The 19,348-nt window shown below is 73.4% G+C and carries 16 protein-coding genes and 1 tRNA gene; 13 read left to right on the forward strand and 4 right to left on the reverse strand.

All coding sequences use genetic code 11. The annotated features are described in order from the left end of the window. The first annotated feature begins 67 nt into the window (after nucleotides 1-67). The 7 genes from QMF98_RS04040 (at nucleotide 68) to QMF98_RS04070 (ending at nucleotide 8,585) form a co-directional block, all read left to right on the forward strand. Complete coding sequence (locus tag QMF98_RS04040) at nucleotides 68-733, forward strand: TM2 domain-containing protein (RefSeq protein ID WP_337974787.1); 666 nt, start codon at nucleotides 68-70, stop codon at nucleotides 731-733. A 104-nt stretch (nucleotides 734-837) separates the two neighbouring features. Beyond that, nucleotides 838-2,634 carry a methionine--tRNA ligase gene (gene metG, locus QMF98_RS04045; RefSeq protein WP_337974788.1) on the forward strand — a complete coding sequence of 599 codons (1,797 nt, stop codon included), beginning with the start codon at nucleotides 838-840 and terminating at the stop codon, nucleotides 2,632-2,634. Further along, nucleotides 2,634-3,620 (forward strand): TatD family hydrolase, encoded by a 987-nt coding sequence (locus QMF98_RS04050; protein WP_337974789.1) that lies wholly within the window; start codon nucleotides 2,634-2,636, stop codon nucleotides 3,618-3,620. The genes metG and QMF98_RS04050 overlap by 1 nt, the downstream gene beginning before the upstream one ends. Nucleotides 3,621-3,792: 172 nt before the next feature. After that, nucleotides 3,793-4,986: a resuscitation-promoting factor gene (locus QMF98_RS04055; protein WP_337974790.1), complete on the forward strand. Its 1,194-nt coding sequence runs from the start codon at nucleotides 3,793-3,795 to the stop codon at nucleotides 4,984-4,986. A gap of 335 nt (nucleotides 4,987-5,321) precedes the next feature. Continuing rightward, on the forward strand, nucleotides 5,322-6,572 hold the full coding sequence (locus tag QMF98_RS04060) for a resuscitation-promoting factor (protein WP_337974791.1): 1,251 nt from the start codon (nucleotides 5,322-5,324) through the stop codon (nucleotides 6,570-6,572). An 82-nt stretch (nucleotides 6,573-6,654) separates the two neighbouring features. Next, entirely contained in the window at nucleotides 6,655-7,650 is a 996-nt protein-coding gene (locus QMF98_RS04065; RefSeq protein WP_337974792.1) for a ribosomal RNA small subunit methyltransferase A, read from the forward strand. Continuing rightward, complete coding sequence (locus QMF98_RS04070) at nucleotides 7,647-8,585, forward strand: 4-(cytidine 5'-diphospho)-2-C-methyl-D-erythritol kinase (protein WP_337974793.1); 939 nt, start codon at nucleotides 7,647-7,649, stop codon at nucleotides 8,583-8,585. The genes QMF98_RS04065 and QMF98_RS04070 overlap by 4 nt, the downstream gene beginning before the upstream one ends. A gap of 58 nt (nucleotides 8,586-8,643) precedes the next feature. Here QMF98_RS04070 and QMF98_RS04075 read toward each other — a convergent pair whose 3' ends face one another. After that, the gene (locus QMF98_RS04075; protein ID WP_337974794.1) at nucleotides 8,644-10,077 is read right to left on the reverse strand and encodes a cation:dicarboxylate symporter family transporter; all 1,434 of its coding nucleotides are present in this window, start codon (nucleotides 10,075-10,077) and stop codon (nucleotides 8,644-8,646) included. A gap of 117 nt (nucleotides 10,078-10,194) precedes the next feature. Between QMF98_RS04075 and QMF98_RS04080 the strand changes: the two genes are divergently transcribed. From QMF98_RS04080 to QMF98_RS04090, 3 genes are all read left to right on the forward strand, one after another. Then, the gene (locus QMF98_RS04080) at nucleotides 10,195-11,835 is read left to right on the forward strand and encodes a sensor histidine kinase (protein ID WP_337974795.1); all 1,641 of its coding nucleotides are present in this window, start codon (nucleotides 10,195-10,197) and stop codon (nucleotides 11,833-11,835) included. After that, entirely contained in the window at nucleotides 11,832-12,524 is a 693-nt protein-coding gene (locus QMF98_RS04085) for a response regulator (protein WP_337974796.1), read from the forward strand. The genes QMF98_RS04080 and QMF98_RS04085 overlap by 4 nt, the downstream gene beginning before the upstream one ends. 66 nt (nucleotides 12,525-12,590) lie before the next feature. Continuing rightward, nucleotides 12,591-14,399 (forward strand): ABC-F family ATP-binding cassette domain-containing protein, encoded by a 1,809-nt coding sequence (locus QMF98_RS04090; protein WP_337974797.1) that lies wholly within the window; start codon nucleotides 12,591-12,593, stop codon nucleotides 14,397-14,399. A 50-nt stretch (nucleotides 14,400-14,449) separates the two neighbouring features. On the opposite strand, the gene QMF98_RS04095 is transcribed toward QMF98_RS04090, so the two are convergent. Together QMF98_RS04095 and QMF98_RS04100 are read right to left on the reverse strand one after the other, a co-directional pair. Then, nucleotides 14,450-14,929, reverse strand: a complete 480-nt coding sequence (locus QMF98_RS04095) for a MarR family winged helix-turn-helix transcriptional regulator (RefSeq protein WP_337975537.1) — start codon at nucleotides 14,927-14,929, stop codon at nucleotides 14,450-14,452. 84 nt (nucleotides 14,930-15,013) lie between these two features. After that, nucleotides 15,014-15,661, reverse strand: coding sequence for a TetR/AcrR family transcriptional regulator (locus QMF98_RS04100; protein ID WP_337974798.1), 648 nt, complete (start codon nucleotides 15,659-15,661; stop codon nucleotides 15,014-15,016). 242 nt (nucleotides 15,662-15,903) lie between these two features. Here QMF98_RS04100 and QMF98_RS04105 point away from each other — a divergent pair. Next, nucleotides 15,904-15,975, forward strand: a tRNA-Gln gene (locus QMF98_RS04105). Between the two features lie 70 nt (nucleotides 15,976-16,045). On the opposite strand, the gene QMF98_RS04110 is transcribed toward QMF98_RS04105, so the two are convergent. Next, nucleotides 16,046-16,882 (reverse strand): hypothetical protein, encoded by an 837-nt coding sequence (locus QMF98_RS04110; RefSeq protein ID WP_337974799.1) that lies wholly within the window; start codon nucleotides 16,880-16,882, stop codon nucleotides 16,046-16,048. Between the two features lie 237 nt (nucleotides 16,883-17,119). Here QMF98_RS04110 and tdh point away from each other — a divergent pair, with 237 nt between their 5' ends. Next, nucleotides 17,120-18,151 carry an L-threonine 3-dehydrogenase gene (tdh, locus tag QMF98_RS04115; RefSeq protein WP_337974800.1) on the forward strand — a complete coding sequence of 344 codons (1,032 nt, stop codon included), beginning with the start codon at nucleotides 17,120-17,122 and terminating at the stop codon, nucleotides 18,149-18,151. A 3-nt stretch (nucleotides 18,152-18,154) separates the two neighbouring features. After that, nucleotides 18,155-19,345, forward strand: coding sequence for a glycine C-acetyltransferase (locus QMF98_RS04120; RefSeq protein ID WP_337974801.1), 1,191 nt, complete (start codon nucleotides 18,155-18,157; stop codon nucleotides 19,343-19,345). Nucleotides 19,346-19,348 lie beyond the last annotated feature (3 nt).

Consider the following 19,348-nt stretch of genomic DNA (forward strand, 5'->3'; position numbering starts at 1 on the left):
CGGACACGACGGATATCGCCCGCGCAAACCCTGATCAGGGTGCCCTTCCCACCACTAGCGTGGCGCCGTGTCCAACGACCACACCGCTCCCGACGGCGAGCAGGTTCCCGCGTCCCCGTCCCCCTACACGCCGCCGACCGGTGGTCAGCCCGCCTACGGCCAGCCCCCGGCCTACGGCGAGCAGCCGGCCTACGGCCAGCAGCCGGCGTACGGCCAGGCCCCGGCCTACGGCCAGCAGCCCGCGTACGGCCAGCCTCCGGCCTACGGTCAGCAGCCTCCGACCTACGGCGACCCGCGCTTCAGCCAGCCCGGCTACGGTCAGCCCGCCTACGGCCAGCCGGCGTACGGCCAGCAGCCGTACGGCTACGCGGCCGAGTCGACCAAGTCGTTCGTCGCCACCTGGCTGCTGGCGTACTTCCTCGGCGTGCTCGGCATCGACCGGTTCTACCTGGGCAAGGTCGGCACCGGCATCCTCAAGCTCATCACCATCGGCGGCCTCGGCATCTGGGCCCTGGTGGACCTGATCCTGGTGCTGGCGGGCAAGACGCGGGACAAGAACGGCCTGCCGCTCGCCGGCTACGAGCAGAACAAGAAGGTCGCCTGGATCGTGACCGCGGTGCTCGTGGTGCTCGGCTCGTTCACGTGGCGGCTCCAGCCGCACAGCTTCACCATGCCGAACGCGGCTCCCGCGTCCGTCGTCGTCGTCACCGAGGCCCGCACGGCCCTCGTCTGACGCTCGCCGGACGCTCGTCCGGCACCTGTCATCGACGCCCCGGCGTCCGGCCCACCTGCGGCCGGACGCCGGGGCGTCGTACGTCGCCACCTAGGATCGTCGCCATGGCCCGCATCCTCTCGGCCGTCGCGTGGCCCTACGCGAACGGCCCCCGCCACATCGGACATGTCGCAGGGTTCGGCGTCCCCTCGGACGTCTACAGCCGCTACATGCGCATGGCGGGCCACGACGTGCTGATGGTCTCCGGCACGGACGAGCACGGGACACCGATCCTGGTGCAGGCTGAGCAGGAGGGCGTCACGCCGCAGGCCCTCGCGGACCGCTACAACCGGGTGATCGTCGAGGACCTGACGGCGCTCGGCCTGACGTACGACCTGTTCACGCGCACCACCACCCGCAACCACTACGCCGTGGTGCAGGAGATGTTCCGCACGGTGCACCGCAACGGCTACATGGTGGAGCGCACCACGCTCGGCGCCGTCTCCCCGAGCACGGGCCGCACGCTGCCGGACCGCTACATCGAGGGCACCTGCCCCATCTGCGGCTACGACGGCGCGCGCGGCGACCAGTGCGACAACTGCGGCAACCAGCTCGACGCGATCGACCTGATCAACCCGCACAGCCGGATCAACGGCGAGAAGCCGCAGTTCGTCGAGTCGAGCCACTTCTTCCTCGACCTGCCGGCGTTCGTCGACGCGCTGGGCGACTGGCTGCGCACGCGCACCGAGTGGCGTCCCAACGTCCTGAAGTTCTCGCTCAACCTGCTCGACGACGTGCGGCCTCGCGCCATGACGCGGGACATCGACTGGGGCATCCCGGTCCCGCTGCCCGGGTGGGAGGACAACCCGAACAAGCGCCTGTACGTCTGGTTCGACGCGGTGATCGGGTACCTGTCGGCGTCGATCGAGTGGGCGCGCCGCACCGGCGACCCGGAGGCGTGGCGCGGCTGGTGGACCGACCCGGCCGCTCAGTCGGCGTACTTCATGGGCAAGGACAACATCACCTTCCACTCCCAGATCTGGCCGGCGGAGCTGCTCGGCTACGCCGGGAAGGGCTCGCACGGCGGGACGCCCGGCCCCTACGGGGACCTGGACCTCCCCACCGAGGTGGTGTCCAGCGAGTACCTCAACGTCGACGGTCAGCAGTTCTCCAGCTCGCGCGGCGTGGTGATCTACGTGCGCGACATGCTGTCCCGCTACCAGCCGGACGCCCTGCGGTACTACCTGTCGATCGCCGGCCCGGAGACGCAGGACGTCGACTTCACGTGGGCCGAGTTCAAGCGGCGCACCAACGACGAGCTCGTCGCGGGCTGGGGCAACCTGGTGAACCGCACGGCGAGCATGGTGAACAAGAGCTTCGGGGCGATCCCCACGCCGGGAGCCCTGCAGCCGGTCGACCAGGCGCTGCTCGCGCAGACGAGCGAGGCGTTCGGCCGCATCGGCGAGCTGATCGCCACGCATCGGCACCGTGCCGCGCTGGGGGAGACGATGCGCGTGGTGCAGGAGGCCAACCGGTACGTCTCCGAGACGGAGCCGTGGAAGCTGAAGACGGACCCGGAGCGGCTGGCCACCGTGCTGCACACCACCACCCAGGCGGTCACCGACCTGAACACGCTGCTCTCGCCGTTCCTGCCGTTCTCGGCGCAGGCGGTGCACGAGACGTTCGGCGGGACCGGCACGGTCGCGCCGCAGCCTCGGATCGACGAGGTGACCGACCTGGACGACGAGTCGCGGCAGTACCCGGTGATCACGGGCGACTACCGGCTCGGCGAGACGCTCGCGGCCTGGGCGTCCCGTCCGGTGGTGCCGGGCACGCCCGTCGGCAAGCCGACCCCGGTGTTCACCAAGCTCGACGACTCGATCGTCGAGGAGGAGATCGCCCGCGCCCAGCGCGGCGCCTGATGGGTCGCAACCGGAACCGGGACCGCGGCTGGCCGCCGGTCCCGGAGGCGCTGGCCGTGCCGGTGGTGGACAACCACACGCACCTGGAGTCGGTGCTGCAGGTGCGGGCGGACGGCTGGGACGGGCCCGGCGAGCCGGCCGACGATCAGTCCGAGCGGTCCGTCACGCCGCCGGCCGGCTCGTCACCCGTCGGGCCCGACCTCGCCGGCCACCTCGCGCGGGCCGCGAGTGTGGGCGTGACCCGCATGGTGCAGGTGGGCTGCGACCTGGACGCCGTCGGCTGGACCGACGCGGTGGTGCGCACGCAGCCCCAGCTGCTCGGCGCGGTCGCGATCCACCCCAACGAGGCGGTACTGCACGCCGGCGTCCGCGAGGTCGCACCGGACGGTCTCGACCCGGACCCGCAGGCACGGCACGACGTGCCGCTCGACGAGGCCCTGGCGGCCGTGGCGCGCGTCGCCCGCGACAACCCCCGGGTGCGGGCGATCGGCGAGACGGGCCTCGACTTCTTCCGCGCCGGACCGGCCGGGCGGGAGGTCCAGCTGCAGGCGTTCCGCGCCCACGTCGCGCTGGCCAAGGAGCTCGGCCTGGCCGTGCAGATCCACGACCGGGACGCGCACGACGAGGTGGTGGACGTCCTCCTGCGGGACGGCGCGCCGGAACGCACCGTCTTCCACTGCTTCTCGGGCGATGCCGCGCTGGCCCGGCTCGCCGTCGAGCACGGCTGGTACTGCTCCTTCGCCGGACCGGTCTCGTTCCCCGCCAACGAGGAGCTGCGGGCGGCGGCCCGCGAGGTGCCGACCAGCCTGATGCTGGTCGAGACGGATGCGCCGTACCTGACGGTGCAACCGCACCGCGGGCGCCCGAACGCGCCGTACCTGCTGCCGGGCACCGTCCGTGCGCTGGCCACAGCCACGGGCAGGGACCTCGGTCCGTTGTGCGCGGGACTGACCGCCACGGCGGAGGCCGTCTACGGCCCCTGGTGACGCACGCGGGGTTTCGAATCACGTCACGGATCGGTTACGGTCGGACGCGTGTCCGGCTCGGTCGGCGCTCCAGGTGGGCGTCGCGGGTGCCGATGACATCCAGACGAAACCGAGCCAGGGCGCGGTGCTGCGGCACCGCGCTCGCCCGGTCCGCCCGACGTAAGGACACCGTGTGAGTCACCCCGGCGAGGACCGCGCGACGACGCGCGGGGCCGCCGGACGGCTGCCACGGCTCGCGGCGCAGGGCCTGGTCCTCGCGCTCGTCGCCGGTGCGACCTCCGCCTTCGCCGTGCTGCACAAGCAGGTGACGGTCGACGTGGACGGGACCTCGACCCAGGTGCAGGCGTTCGGTCGCACGGTGGGCGACATCCTCGGTGCGCAGCACGTGACGGTCGGCGACAAGGACCTGGTGGCCCCGGCGCTGGACGAGCCGGTGGCGCAGGGTGCGCAGATCGTGGTGCGGCACGGGCACCCGCTCGACCTCGAGATCGACGGCCAGCAGCAGCAGGTGTGGACCACGGCGCTCACGGTCGGCGAGGCGGTGGACGCGATGGGCCTGCACGAGGGTGTGCGGCTGTCCGCGTCCCGGTCCTCGACCCTCGGCCGCGAGCCCCTGCGGGTGTCCACCCAGAAGACCATCCACCTGGCGGTCGACGGTCAGGTGATCGACGGGGTCACCGCGGCGGGCACCGTCCGCGACGCGCTGAAGGACATCGGCCTGGTGCTCAACGAGGGCGACCAGCTGTCGGTCCCGCTGGACGCGGCCGCCGTGGACGGGCTCGTGGTGATGGTGAACCGCGCCGCGAGCGCCGGTCAGACCGTCGTCGAGGCGGTGCCGTTCGACGAGCAGGACGTCGACGACCCGACGCTGGTGACCGGTACCCGCAAGGTGCAGACCGCGGGACGTGCCGGGGTGCGCACCACGACGTACCAGGTGGACGTCGTCGGCGGCGTCGTCGTCTCCCGCACCCCGCTCGCCTCGGTCGTCACGACGGCGCCGGTGACCCAGGTGGTCCGGGTCGGCACCATGCAGCTGCCGAGCGGCTCGGCGGTCGCCGTCGACCCGGGCAGCGCGCAGGCCATCGGCCAGCAGCTCGCGGCCGCCCGCGGCTGGGGCGCGGACCAGTTCGCCTGCCTGCTGCCGCTGTGGAACCGCGAGAGCCACTGGAACGTGTCCGCGCAGAACAGCGGCTCGGGCGCCTACGGCATCCCGCAGGCCCTGCCCGGTTCCAAGATGGCGAGCGCCGGCGCCGACTGGCAGACCAACCCGGCGACCCAGATCACCTGGGGCCTGGACTACATCGCGGGGCGGTACGGCACGCCGTGCGCGGCCTACTCGCACAGCCTCTCGACCGGCTGGTACTGAGTCGCGGCACCGGGGCTGACCTCGACCGGGCGGTCCCACCGGCCCGCCACGAGGCTCCTGGGCGCGCGTCCAAGAACGTGACCTGAGGCACATCCGACCCTGCAGGGCTTGGCAGATCCGTCACGCTTCGGTTACGGTCACGTGTCGCGCTTGCGAGACAGAACCCGATGTGCTGGGTCTCGCGGCGCGATCGGAGGCTCCTGACGGGGCCGCCGTGACGGCCGGATCGGAGTCCGGGACCGACGCAGGGCCCCGCGGGGCCCGCAGCAGTGCCCCGCCGCGAGGCGAGCCTGCCTGCACGTCGTCGGGCGCCCACACGGGCGCACCCCGCACCCGTGCCCGGGCACCTCGACGTCTGGAGCGACGTGCAGTTCTCGACCCTCACCCCCGGTCCGTCCACGGACTCCCCGCTGGCTGCATCCCACGCCGCAGACCCGAAGGACCGGAGGTGGTGGCGTCGTGCGCGCACCGTCCCGGTGGTCGCCGCGACGGTCGGTCTGGTGGTCCTCGGCGGAGGTGGCACGGCCTACGCCTCGGCGCACAAGTCCGTGACCCTCGACGTCGACGGCAACGTCCAGAAGGTGTCCACGTTCGCGGGATCGGTGCAGGGTCTCCTCGCCGCGCGTCACGTCACGGTCGGTGACCGGGACCTCGTGTCCGCGACCGGTGCGCTCGGCGACGGGCAGCAGGTGGTCGTCCGGCACGCCCACCAGGTCACCGTCTCGGAGAACGGCACGCAGAAGACGGTGTGGACCACCGCGCTGACGGCCGACGAGGCGCTGGCGGACCTCAGCGCGCGCGGTGCCGTGATCAGCCTGGTGGCGTCGCGCTCGCAGGAGGGCGGCCGTCCCGAGCTGCCGCTGGACCTGACGCTGCACGGCCCCGCCGATGTGGTGGTGGACGGTGCGACCAAGCCGGTGCAGGACGCGACGATCTCCGTCGGCGACGCCCTCACGCAGCTCGGCGTCACGCTGAACCCCCTCGACACGGTGGAGGTCAAGCGGAGCGACGCCGGTCGCGTGCAGGTGGTGGTGCACCGGGTGGTGGTGCAGGACGTGACCACGACGAGCGAGGAGCCATTCACCTCGAGCACCGTGGACGACCCGACCCAGTACACCGGCAAGCGGACCGTGACCACGGCCGGTGTGGTCGGCGTGCGGACGATCGTCGACCGCGTGACCACGGTCGACGGGGTCGAGACCGCGCGCGACCACGTCTCCAACGACGTGACCACCGCCCCGGTGAACGAGGTCGTGGCGGTCGGCACCAAGGCCAAGCCCGTGGTTGCCCCGAAGCCGGCCCCTGCCGCACCTGCATCGGCACCGGCCGCGGCCAGCGCCACGTCCGGCTCGCTGAACTGGGCCGCGCTCGCGCAGTGCGAGTCCGGGGGGCGCGTCGACGCCGTGTCGTCGAACGGCATGTACTACGGCCTCTACCAGTTCTCGGTGTCGACGTGGCAGGCGATGGGCGGCTCCGGCCTCCCGTCCCAGGCGTCCGCGGCCGAGCAGACGGCCCGCGCCCAGGCGCTGTACGACCGGTCCGGTGCCGGTCAGTGGCCCGTCTGCGGCAAGAACCTGTTCAGCTGACGGCCGACGACGACGCCCGGGGTGCCACGCGCGCCCCGGGCGTCGTCGTCCCTGCGGTCGTCGGCTGGTTAGGCTCGCAGCCGTGCACACCGGCCCCCTGCTCGGACCAGCGGAGATCCGTGAGCTGGCGGACCAGGCCGGTGTGCGGCCCACCAAGACGCTGGGGCAGAACTTCGTCCTCGACGGGGGCACCGTCCGCAAGATCGTCCGCCAGGCTGACGTGGTCGCCGGTGAGCGGGTGGTCGAGGTGGGCCCCGGCCTCGGCTCGCTGACGCTCGGGCTGCTCGAGGCGGGCGCCGACGTGGTCGCCGTCGAGATCGACCCCGTGCTTGCGCGGCTGCTGCCGAGCACCGTCGCACGGCACGTGCCGGGCCTGAGCCTCGCGGAGCCGGAGCCGGAGCCGGAGCCGGAGCCGGAGCCGGAGCCGGCTACGGGACCGGCCCCGGACCGGGGCGCGCCCGTCAGCGTCCTGCGCGACGCCGCCGGCCGCGACCGGCTCACGGTCGTCACCGCGGACGCCCTGCGGGTGGAGCAGCTGCCGGGCCCGGCACCGACCGCCCTGGTCGCCAACCTGCCGTACAACGTCTCGGTCCCGGTGCTGCTGACGTTCCTCGAGCGGTTCGACAGCCTGCAGCGGGCGCTGGTGATGGTGCAGGCCGAGGTGGCCGACAGGCTGGCGGCACCGCCGGGGAGCCGCACGTACGGCGTCCCGTCGGCCAAGGTCGCCTGGTACGCGACCGCCCGGCGCACCGCGACAGTTGGCCGCGCCGTGTTCTGGCCGGTGCCGAACGTCGACTCGGCGCTGGTCCGCCTCGACCGCCGCAACGCCCCGCCGGCCGCCGTCGACCGCTCCGCCGTCTTCACCGTGGTCGACGCCGCCTTCGCCCAGCGCCGCAAGATGCTGCGGTCCGCCCTCGCCGGCCTCGCGGGCTCGTCGTCGGCCGCCGAGGTGGTGCTGACGGCCGCCGGCGTGGCGCCGACCGCCCGGGGTGAGGACGTCGACATCGCCGGCTTCTCCCGGATCGCCGCCCGGCTCGTCGAGGCAGCACCCGGCGGACCTGGCACAGTGGGCACGTGACCTTGACCCCCGTGGACCCGCTGCCCTCGCGGGAGGTCCGGGTCCGAGCGCCGGGGAAGGTGAACCTCTCGCTCCGCGTCGGACCACGGGACCAGACCGGCTACCACCCGCTCGTCACGGTGTTCCAGGCGGTCTCCGTGTACGAGGAGGTCGTCGCGGTCCCGGCGGACGGCATCGTGATCACCGCGTCGGGGCTGCAGGCCGAGGCGGTTCCGACGGACGCCTCGAACCTCGCGGCGAAGGCGGCACGGCTGCTCGCCGAGCGGGTCGGCGTGACCGACGGGGTGCACCTCCACCTGGTCAAGGGCGTGCCGGTGGCCGGGGGCATGGCGGGCGGCTCGGCGGATGCGGCCGCCGCGCTGATGGCCTGCGACGCCCTGTGGGGCACCGGCCTCAGCCGCGACGAGCTGCTGGACCTCGCGGCCCAGCTCGGGTCGGACGTGCCGTTCGTGCTCACCGGCCACACCGCCGTGGGCTCCGGTCGCGGCCACCTGCTCACCCCGGCGATGAGCCGCGGGGAGTTCCACTGGGCGTTCGCCGTCCGGGACCGCGGGCTGTCGACGCCGGAGGTGTTCGCGGCGTTCGACGAGCTGAACCGCGGCGTGCCGCACGCCGCCGACGCGGCGGCCGACGTGCCGCTGATGCAGGCGCTCCGGGCCGGCGACCCGGCGGCGCTGGGCGCGGCGCTGCACAACGACCTCGAGCCGGCGGCGCTGGAGCTCGCGCCGGACCTGGCGGAGCCGCTCGCGGTGGCTCAGGACGCCGGTGCGCTGGGTGTCGTGGTGTCCGGCTCCGGCCCGACGGTGGCGGCCCTGGCCCGCAGCAGGCAGCACGCGTTGGTGATCGCAGCGGCGTTCACGGCCGCCGGGGTGGCCGACCGGGTGCTGACGGCGCTCGGGCCGGTGCCGGGTGCCCGGGTGGTCGGCTCCGAGTAGGCGGGTCGAAGGACCGGCGCCGGGGGTCGACGCCGGTCCTTCGATGCCGTGCGCTCGGTCAGACGCTCGCGGCCGCCACAGGCTGGGCCCCCGGGGCATGGGCCTCGGCCGCCGGCTCGGCCCAGGCGCCACCCTCGAGCTCGCTGCCGGAGGAGAACGCGGCCTCGTCGAACGGGTCGCGACCGCTGAGCACCCGCTCGGCCTGCACCTTGTCGAACTCACCCGTCCAGCTGCCGACCACGACCGTCGCGACCGCGTTGCCGGCGAAGTTGGTCACCGCACGGGCCTCGCTCATGAACCGGTCGATGCCGACGATCATGCCGACGCCGTCGACCAGGTCGGGCCGGTAGGACTGCAGGCCGCCGGCGAGCGTGGCCAGGCCGGCGCCGGAGACGCCCGCCGCCCCCTTGGACGCGATGATCATGAACACCAGGAGCGAGATCTGCTCGCCGAGGGCGAACGGCTTGTGCAGCGCCTCGGCGACGAACAGCGACGCCATCGTCAGGTAGATCGCCGTGCCGTCCAGGTTGAAGGAGTAGCCGGTCGGCACCACGACGCCGACCACGGGGCGGGAGACGCCGAGGTGCTCCATCTTGCCGATCAGCCGCGGCAGCGCGCTCTCGGAGGAGGACGTGGAGACGATGATGAGGAACTCCCGGCCGAGGTACTTCAGCAGGCGCAGGATCGAGACGCCGGCGACGACGCGCAGGATCGTGCCGAGCACGACGACCACGAACAGCGCGCAGGTCACGTAGAAGCCCAGCATGACCTTGCCGAGGCTGAGCAGGGCGTTGACGCCGGTGGCGCCGACGACGGCGGCGATCGCGCCGAACGCACCCACCGGGGCGACCCACATGATCATCGCCAGGACCTTGAAGACGACCTTCTGGATGCTGCTGAAGGCGTGCAGGACCGGCACGCCCCGCACGCCCATCGACTGCACGGCGAAGCCGACGAGCAGCGCGACGACGAGCGTCTGGAGGACCTGGCCCTCGGTCAGCGCCGAGATCAGCGTCTTGGGGATCAGACCGAGCAGGAACTGGGTGGTGCTCTCACCCCCGGCTCCCGCCTGGGCCTGCCCTGCCTTGGCCACCGCCGGGGTCAGGTTCAGTCCGGCACCGGGCTTGACCAGGTTGCCCACGACGAGCCCGATCGCCAGGGCGAACGTCGACATCACCAGGAAGTAGCCGAGCGCGAGGCCGCCGACCTTGCCGACGCTCGCGGCCTTCCGGACCGAGCCGATCCCCGTGACGATCGTGACGAAGATGATCGGGGTGATCATCATCTTGATCAGGCTGACGAAGCCGGTGCCGAGCGGCTGGAGCTTGACCGCGAACCCGTCCTTCCCCGGGAACGCGAAGCCGACCGCGATGCCGAGCGCCACCGCGACGATCACGGCGAGGTAGAGGACGTGCGTCCTGTCGCGGGGCCGGCGGGAGCCGGAGCTGGTCGGGTCGGGCGACGGTCGCGACGCTGCGACTGAGCTGGTCATCATGAACCTCCGGGGCTGGGGTCTGGTGCCCCGAGGTTCGTACGGATGGTGATCTGGGTCACGATTGCGTTCATTGCGTCTACGGCCGGCGCTGCGCACGTGACGCACACTTTGGGCATGCGACGGCGCATGGACCCTCGGCGGTGGAGCCTGGCGTGGCAGGTGTTCACGCTGCAGCTGGTGGTCGTCGCGGTCGTGCTGCTCACCGGCGGGGCGGCGGCCTACCTGCAGGCCCGGCAGAGCAGCCAGGAGTCCACCCGGAGCCGGGTGCTCGCCGTCGCCCGGGCTGTCGCGGCGACTCCGGACGTGCGGGCCGCGCTGGCGACCCCCGACCCGTCGGCGGTGCTGCAGCCGCTGGCCGAGCAGGTCCGGCGCGACACCGCCACGGACTTCGTCGTGGTGATGGGGACGGACCGGACCCGCTACTCGCACCCCAACCCCAGCCTGATCGGCCAGCCGTTCATCGGCCACATCGACGCCGCGCTCGCGGGCGGCGTCGTCCTGGAGACCTACACGGGCACGCTCGGGCCCTCGGAACGTGCCGTCGTCCCGGTCAGGTCGGACGCCGGCACAGTCGTCGGGCTCGTCTCCGTCGGCGTCAGCCGCGGCACGGTCTCGCGGGCCCTCGCGCAGCAGGTGCCCCGGCTGCTCGGCGCGGGTGCGGTGGCGTTGAGCCTGGCGGCGTTCGGCGCCGTGCTGGTGGCACGCCGGCTCCGTCGTCAGACCCACGGCCTCGGGCCCGCCGAGCTCGGGCGGATGTACGAGTTCTACGACGCCGTGCTGCACGCGGTCCGCGAGGGTCTCGTGCTGCTCGACCCGCAGGGCCGGCTCGTCCTGGCCAACGACGAGGCGCGCCGCCTCCTGGACCTCGGTCCCGACTGGGAGGGCCGCCGCCTCGACGAGCTCGGGCTGCCCGCGCCGATGGCCGCGTCGCTGACCGGCGGCAGCACGGTCGAGGACGCGATCCAGCTGACCGCGAACCGGGTCCTCGTCGTCAACCGCGCGCCGGCACGCTGGAAGGGCCGTGAGCTCGGTGCCGTGGTCACCCTGCGCGACCACACCGATCTGCAGGCGCTGACCGGCGAGCTGAACTCGGCACGGGGGCTGGCGGAGGCGCTGCGCTCGCAGGCGCACGAGGCGGCGAACCGTCTGCACAGCGTGATCAGCCTGATCGAGCTGGGACGCACCGACCAGGCGCTCGACTTCGCCACGGTGGAGCTCGCCGCGGCGCAGCGGCTGACCGACCTGGTGGTCGGTGCCGTCGACGAACCCGTCCTGGCCGCGCTGCTGCTCGGCAAGGCGGCCGAGGCCAACGAGCGGGGCGTCGAGCTCGAGGTTGACGCCGCGACCTCCGTGCCGGAAGGCCTGCTGCCGGCCCGTGACGTGGTCACGGTGGTCGGCAACCTGCTGGACAACGCGATCGATGCGGCAGCCTCGACGCCCGGGCCGCGCCGGGTGCGGTTCAGCGGCTGGGTGGAGGACGCGCGTACCGAGAGGGGCATCGAGAGCGTCGTCGTGCTGCAGGTCGGCGACACCGGTCCGGGGTTGAGCGACGAGACGGCCGCTCGCGCGTTCACCCGCGGCTGGTCCACCAAGACGGACCAGCGACCGGCTGGGCACGGGCTGGGCCTGGCCCTCGTCGGCCAGACGGCCCGCCGGAACAACGGCACGGTCGAGGTCCGCGGCACCGGCGAGCCGCCGTACCCGGGTGCCGTGTTCACGGTCCGGCTGCCCGTCGCCGTCGAGGTGGCGCGATGACGGACATCGGCGTGCTGATCGTGGAGGACGAGCCCGTCGCGGCCGAGGCGCACCGGACCTACGTCGAACGCGTCCCCGGCTTCGTGGTCCGCGGCCTGGCGCACGACGGCGCCGCGGCGCTGCGCCTCCTGGCGTCCAGCGGCTCCGCGATCGACCTGGTGCTGCTCGACCTGCACCTGCCGCCGGGCCTCGACGGCCTCGGCGTCGTGCGGGCGATGCGGAGCACAGGGCATCGCGCGGACGTCATCGCCGTCACCTCGGCGCGCGACCTCGAGGTGGTGCGCGCGGCCGTCTCGCAGGGCGTCGTGCAGTACCTGCTGAAGCCCTTCACGTTCGCGGCGCTGCGGGACAAGCTCGAGCGCTACGCGGCGTACCGCGGCCGGTTGGTCGGGGACGTCGCGAGCGGGCAGCACGAGGTCGACGGGATCATCGCCACCCTGCGCGGGCACGACCCGTCGAGCCTGCCCAAGGGGATGAGCCGCGAGTCCCTCGACGCCGTGGTCGCGGTGCTGCGGTCGGCCGTCGAGGCCCGCTCGTCGGCCGAGGTCGCCGGACAGGTCGGCGCGTCCCGCGTGACCGCGCGGCGCTACCTCGAGCACCTGGCCGACGCGGGCCTCGTCGTCCGGCGTTCGCGGTACGGCAGTGCCGGGCGCCCCGAGGTCGAGTACCGCTGGGTGGGCGGCGCCTGATCACCGCCGTCCGCGTCGGATCGGCCGGATCGGCCGGGACCCGGGGCCCGGGTACCGTGGCGCCCCGTGGCTCATCTGCTCGGCGCCGACCGCGTCGCCCTCGCGCTCGGCACCCGACGGGTGCTCGACGGCATCTCGCTCGGCCTGGACGACGGTGCTCGGATCGGCGTCGTCGGCCCCAACGGCGCGGGCAAGTCCACCCTGCTGCGCGTCCTGGCGGGCACGCGGACGCCCGACGAGGGCCGGGTGACCCGCGCCGGCGGCGTGCGCGTGGCGATGCTCGACCAGCGCGACGACCTGGAGCACGGCACCGTCCTGGCGGCGGTGCACGGCGGTGCCGACACGCACAGCTGGGCGTCGGACCCCCGGATCCGCTCGGTGCACGCCGGCCTGCTGTCCGACGTCTCGCTCGACGCGGACGTCGCCACCCTGTCCGGGGGCCAGCGGCGCCGGGTGGCGCTCGCGGCCCTCCTGGTGCGGGACGACGAGGTGCTGCTGCTCGACGAGCCCACCAACCACCTCGACGTCGAGGGCGTCGCGTGGCTCGCCGAGCACCTCGTGCAGCGGTTCGGCCGCGGCTCCGGCGCGCTCGTCGTCGTCACCCACGACCGCTGGTTCCTCGACGCCGTCACCACCCGCACGTGGGAGGTGCACGACGGCGTCGTCGACCCGTACGACGGTGGCTACGCCGCCTACGTCCTCGCCCGCGCCGAGCGCGCCCAGAACACCGCCACCGTCGAGGCCAAGCGCGCCAACCTGCTGCGCAAGGAGCTGGCCTGGCTGCGTCGCGGCGCGCCGGCCCGCACGTCCAAGCCGAAGTTCCGGCTCGACGCCGCCGCCGTCCTGATCGCCGACGAGCCGCCGCCGCGCGACCGCCTCGAGCTGGCCCGCACCGCCACCGCCCGCCTGGGCAAGGACGTGCTGGACGTCGAGGACGTCTCGCTCGCGTTCGGCGACCACGTGCTGCTCGACGACGTCACGTGGCGGATCGGACCGGGGGACCGGTACGGCGTGGTCGGCGTGAACGGTGCGGGCAAGACGACGCTGCTCGGCCTGCTGTCCGGCCGCGTCACCCCCGACTCGGGCCGCATCCGCCGGGGGAAGACGGTCCGCGCCGTCGAGCTGCGCCAGGACATCGAGGACCTCGACACGATCGGCCACCTCACGGCGGTGCAGGTGGTGGAGTCGGAGCGCCGTCAGGTCGTCGTCGGCGGCAAGGAGCTGACCGCCGCCCAGCTGGTGGAGCGCCTCGGCTTCCCGCGGGAACGTGCCCGCACGCTGGTGCGCGACCTGTCCGGCGGCGAGCGCCGACGCCTGCAGCTGCTGCGCCTGCTGGTCGGCGAGCCCAACGTGCTGCTGCTCGACGAGCCGACCAACGACCTGGACACCGACACGCTGGCGGCGCTGGAGGACCTGCTCGACGGCTTCCCCGGCACGCTGGTGGTCGTCTCCCACGACCGCTACCTGCTGGAGCGGGTGTGCGACCGACAGGTGGCGCTGCTCGGCGACGGCACGGTGCGGGACCTGCCCGGAGGGGTGGAGGAGTACCTGCGCCTGCGCCGGGCGGCGATCGACGCGGCCGAGGCCGGTGATGCGGTCTCCACGCCCGCGGCGTCAGCGGGGGCGGACGACGAGGCCGCGCTGGCGCCCGCGCCGTCCCAGGCAGACATCCGGGCGGCCCGCAAGGAGCTGGCCCGCATCGAACGACGCCTGTCCCGGATCGCGGTGCTCGAGACAGAGCTGCACGAGAGGCTCGCGGCGCAGGCCACCGACCACCAGGCGGTGCTGGCGCTCGACGCCGAGCTGCGGGCGCTGGCGGACGAGAAGGACGAGCTGGAGAACGCCTGGCTGGAGGCGTCCGAGACCGCCGGCTGACGAACCTCGCTGAGCCCCGGCCTGAGCGTCCTCGGCTCAGCGCCCCCGGCTCAGGACGCGTCGAACGGCGCCACCACCGTGCGCAGCAGCTCGGCGAGCCGGTCCCGGTCGGGAACCGGCAGGTCGCCGAGCAGCTCCCGCTCCACCGCCAGCAGGTCGGCCATCGCGTCGTCCACCGTCCGCAGCCCGGCCGGCGTCAGCTGCACCAGCACCCCGCGCCGGTCGTCGGGCGACGGCAGCCGCTCCACCAGACCGTGCTCGGCGAGCCGGTCGATGCGGTTGGTCATGGTGCCGGAGGTGACCAGCGTCTGGGTGAGCAGCGCGCCGGGTGAGAGCCGGAACGGCGCACCCTCCCGGCGGAGGGCGGACAGCACGTCGAACGCCCACGTCTCCAGCCCGTGCCGGGCGAACGCGCTGCGCCGGGCGAGGTCGAGGTGCCGGGCGAGCCGGCTGATCCGGGACAGCACCGTCAGGGGCGAGACGTCCAGGTCCGGCCGCTCCCGACGCCAGGCGGCGACGATGCGGTCCACCTCGTCGACCGTGGGTGCCGTCCCGCCCGCGCCGAGCTCCGCACGGGCGTGGTCGCGGGGACCGGCATCGGACACGCCCGCAGATTACTCGACGTCGAGAGAGTTTCGGCGGCTCCGCGCCGTGGGAACGGGCGCCGGCGTGCGCGAGAGCAGCGGCCGTCGCTCCAGCCCCTGCAGGCCGTTCCACGCGAGGTTGACCAGGTGCGCCGCCACCTCGGTGCGCTTGGGGCTCTTCGCGTCGAGCCACCACTGCCCGGTCAGGGCGACCATGCCGACCAGCATCTGGGCGTACATCGGCGCGGTGCGCGGGTCGAGGCCGGTCTGCTTGAACTGGTCGGCCAGCAGGTGCTCCACCTGCGTGGCGATGTCCCCGATCAGGCTGGAGAACGTGCCGGTCGCCTGCGCGACGGGGGAGTCGCGGACCAGGATGCGGAACCCGTCCTCGGACTCCTCGATGTACCCCAGCAGCGCCAGGGCGGTGCGCTCGACGAGCACGCGCGGGTGGCCTCCGCCCTCCAGCGCACCCGTGAGCGCGGCGAGCAGCGCCTGCATCTCCCGGTCGACGACGACGGCGTAGATGCCCTCCTTGCCGCCGAAGTGCTCGTACACCACCGGCTTGGACACCTCGGCGCGCGCCGCGATCTCCTCGACGCTGGTGTTCTCGAAGCCCTTCTCGGCGAACAGGTGCCGCGACACGTCCAGCAGCTGCGCGCGCCGCTGCGTGCCCGTCATGCGCGAGCGCGCGGATCGTCTGCTGTCAGCGGCCATCGGGCCATTGTGCCGCCCGGCACCCACGCGGCGAGCGGGCTTGCCGGGCGATACCGCGCGACCGTGGCCCACCTACGACCGCGAGTCCCACCGTCGCTGCCGCTGCGCGCACCGCCACCGGCCCGTCACGGGCAGCCCGTCACCAGCCGTCCCGCCGCTGGCGCGCTCCGCCGGCTGGCAGACTTGCGCACCGACGATCGCGTCGGTCCGCCCTGGTGTAACGGCAGCACGCAGGCCTTTGGAGCCTTGCGGTCCAGGTTCGAATCCTGGGGGCGGAGCACGGAACGCACGGCCCGCAGCCCGGCACGGAGCCGCGCCCGGCCCGGCCGAGGTGAGCGCGGCCGGCGGTCAGCCCCAGTCGCGACGAAGACGCGCCTCGACGTGCCGCTCGAGCTGGCGCTCCTGCGCCTCGATGCCGGTGCCGCGATGGACCGCGATCGCCTCGAGCAGGTAGGTGCAGAGCGCCTGCTGCACCTCGAGGCCGGCGACCGAGCGGCCGTTCTCCCGGTACCAGCGGAGCTGGGCCGCGGCCCGGGCGTACTCGTCGACCGCGGCATCGACGGTGCGCAGCACCTGGCCGTCCGGCGTCAGGACGGGCTGTCCCTGCACGTCGGTGAACGCGAGCGCCGGTGCGGCCGTGGAGACCGCAGGGGCGACGCCGGTCGACTGCCACGTCGCCCGCTCCGCCGGCGAGAGGAGCCGGGTGGCGCGGGCGCGCCGGTGGTAGGGGACGTCGGGGTAGCACGTCGGGCACGCTCGCGCACCGGCCGCTTCCGCGACCTCGGCGACGGGCCGCCCCGACCACTCGGGGAGCCGGACGTGCTCGCGCCCCGCCGCGGCCGGGCACGCCATCGTCGCGTGCGCCTGCGCAGGACCGCCGGCCACCGTGAGGAAGACGCGGGTCCAGCCGCCGCGGCGGTCGTGCTCGGCGTCGAGCTGACCGATGCAGGCGCGCACCTCGTCGATCTTGCGCGCCTGCTCGCGCGGGCTGCCCTGCAGCAGCTGCATCTGGAAGTCGGAGGCCGCCCAGGCGGCGGCGACGCCGGTGGTCTGTCCGAAGATCTGCTCGGTGCGGCCGTGCTCGGAGGACAGCTCGACGACCTGCGCCTCGAGGCGGGTCGCGGTCTCGTCGATCTCCTGCGGCGTCATGCGGGCGATCTGGCGTGCGCTCGGCAGTCGGGCCATGGGTCCTCCACGTCGGCGTGGGTGGTCCCGATGGTCATCGGCGTACACATGAACGGACATGATCGGCCGTTCGAATGAATCCGGCTGTGCCCGGTTGTGCCCGGTGAGTGGGTCGGTCGCGCCGGCCACGAGGTCGCGTCGCGCGGCTGCCCGTCGGGGCTCGTCGGTACGCTGCGACGACGGGCCACCCCCGTAGCCGGCACAGCAGCCGGACACCTGACAGCTGGAGTTCGTGCGATGAGAGCTCTCTACAAGAGTGCTGCGGCGCCCGGTCTGACCCTGACCGAACGGCCCGAACCGACCCCCGGACGCACCGACGTCAAGATCCGGGTGCGACGCACCGGCATCTGCGGCACGGACCTGCACATCGAGGAGTGGGACAGCTGGGCCGCGGGGGCGATCGACGCGCCGCTGATCCCGGGCCACGAGTTCTCCGGCCAGGTCGTCGAGGTCGGGGCCGATGTCCACACCGTCGCGGTCGGGGACGTCGTGTCCGCCGAGGGGCACGTCGTGTGCGGCCACTGCCGCAACTGCCGCGCCGGCCGTCGGCACCTCTGCATCCGCGTCTCGAGCCTGGGCGTCAACCGCGACGGGGCGTTCGCGGACTACGTCGTCGTCCCGGAGAGCAACGTCTGGCACCACCCGGACGACATCGACCCCGACCTGGCCGCGATCTTCGACCCGCTGGGCAACGCGGTGCACACCGCCCTGTCGTTCCCCCTGGTCGGCGAGGACGTGCTGATCACCGGCGCCGGTCCGATCGGGCTGATGGCCGCGGCGGTCGCCCGCCACGTCGGCGCCCGGTTCATCGTGGTGACGGACGTGAACGAGGCCCGCCTCGAGCTGGCCCGTGCGATGGGCGTCGACCTGGCGGTCAACGTCGCGCACGACCGGATCGCTTCCGCCCAGGAGCGCCTGCACATGCAGGAGGGCTTCGACATCGGCCTGGAGATGAGCGGGAACGCCAACGCGCTGCCGGAGATGCTGGACAACCTGACCCACGGTGCGCGGGTGGCTCTCCTCGGGCTGCCGAGCCGGCCCATCGCCGTCGACTGGGCGAAGGTGGTGTCGCACATGATCACCATCAAGGGCATCTACGGCCGCGAGATGTTCGAGACCTGGTACACGATGACCGCGATGGTGAGCACCGGCCTGGACGTCACGGGCGTGATCACCGACCGCTTCCCGGCCTCCCGCTGGCAGGAGGCGTTCGCCGCCGCGCGCAGCGGTGACCGCGGCAAGGTCATCATCGACTGGGACGAGGACTAGACCATGTACTCCAGCGTTCGCGGCCAGCTCGAGGACACCCTGTCGGAGATCAGGGAGGCGGGCCTGTACAAGACGGAGCGCGAGCTCGCCTCACCGCAGGCGGCGCACGTGCGCTCGGCCGGCAGCGACGTGCTGAACTTCTGCGCGAACAACTACCTCGGGTTCGCCGACGACCCGCGGCTGGTCGCCGCCGCGAAGACCGCGCTCGACGAGTGGGGCTTCGGCATGGCGAGCGTGCGGTTCATCTGCGGCACGCAGACCCAGCACGTCGAGCTGGAGCGCAAGCTCTCCACCTTCCTGCGAACGGAGGCGACGATCCTGTTCCCGTCGTGCTTCGACGCCAACGGGGGAGTGTTCGAGGTGCTGCTCGGCGCCGAGGACGCGGTGATCTCCGACGAGCTCAACCACGCCTCGATCATCGACGGCATCCGGCTGTGCAAGGCGCAGCGGCTGCGCTACCGCAACCGCGACATGGCCGACCTCGAGGCGCAGCTGCAGGCCGCGAGCGGTGCGCGGCGCCGCCTCGTCGTCACCGACGGCGTCTTCTCGATGGACGGCTACCTGGCGCCGCTCGACGCGATCTGCGACCTCGCCGAGCGGTACGACGCGTTGGTGATGGTCGACGACTCGCACGCCGCGGGCTTCGTCGGCCCGTCCGGTGCCGGCACCCCGGAGCTGTTCGGGGTGCAGGACCGGGTGGACATCGTCTCGGGGACGCTCGGGAAGGCGCTCGGCGGCGCCTCCGGCGGCTACATCAGCGCGCACGCCGAGATCGTCGAGCTGCTGCGGCAGCGGGCGCGGCCCTACCTCTTCTCCAACGCCGTCCCGCCGTCGGTCGTCGCCGCCTCGCTCGTCGCGCTGGACCTGGTGGCGGACGGTGCGCAGCAGCGCGCGCGGCTGTGGGCCAACGCGGCGGACTTCCGCGCCCGGATGGAGGCCGCCGGGTTCGACCTGCTGCCGGGCGAGCACGCCATCATCCCGGTGATGTTCCCGGACGCCCACGAGGCGGTCGCGATCGCCGACGCCCTCCTCGAGCGCGGCGTGTACGTGATCCCGTTCTCCTACCCGGTGGTGCCGATGGGCAGGTCCCGGATCCGCGTGCAGATCTCCGCCGCGCACTCGCCGGAGGACATCGCCACCTGCGTGCAGGCGTTCGTCGAGGCGCGGGACGCGGTCCGGTCGACCCGGGGGTAGCCC

The sequence above is a fragment of the Cellulomonas sp. NTE-D12 genome, from assembly GCF_027923705.1.
GTDB lineage: Bacteria > Actinomycetota > Actinomycetes > Actinomycetales > Cellulomonadaceae > Cellulomonas.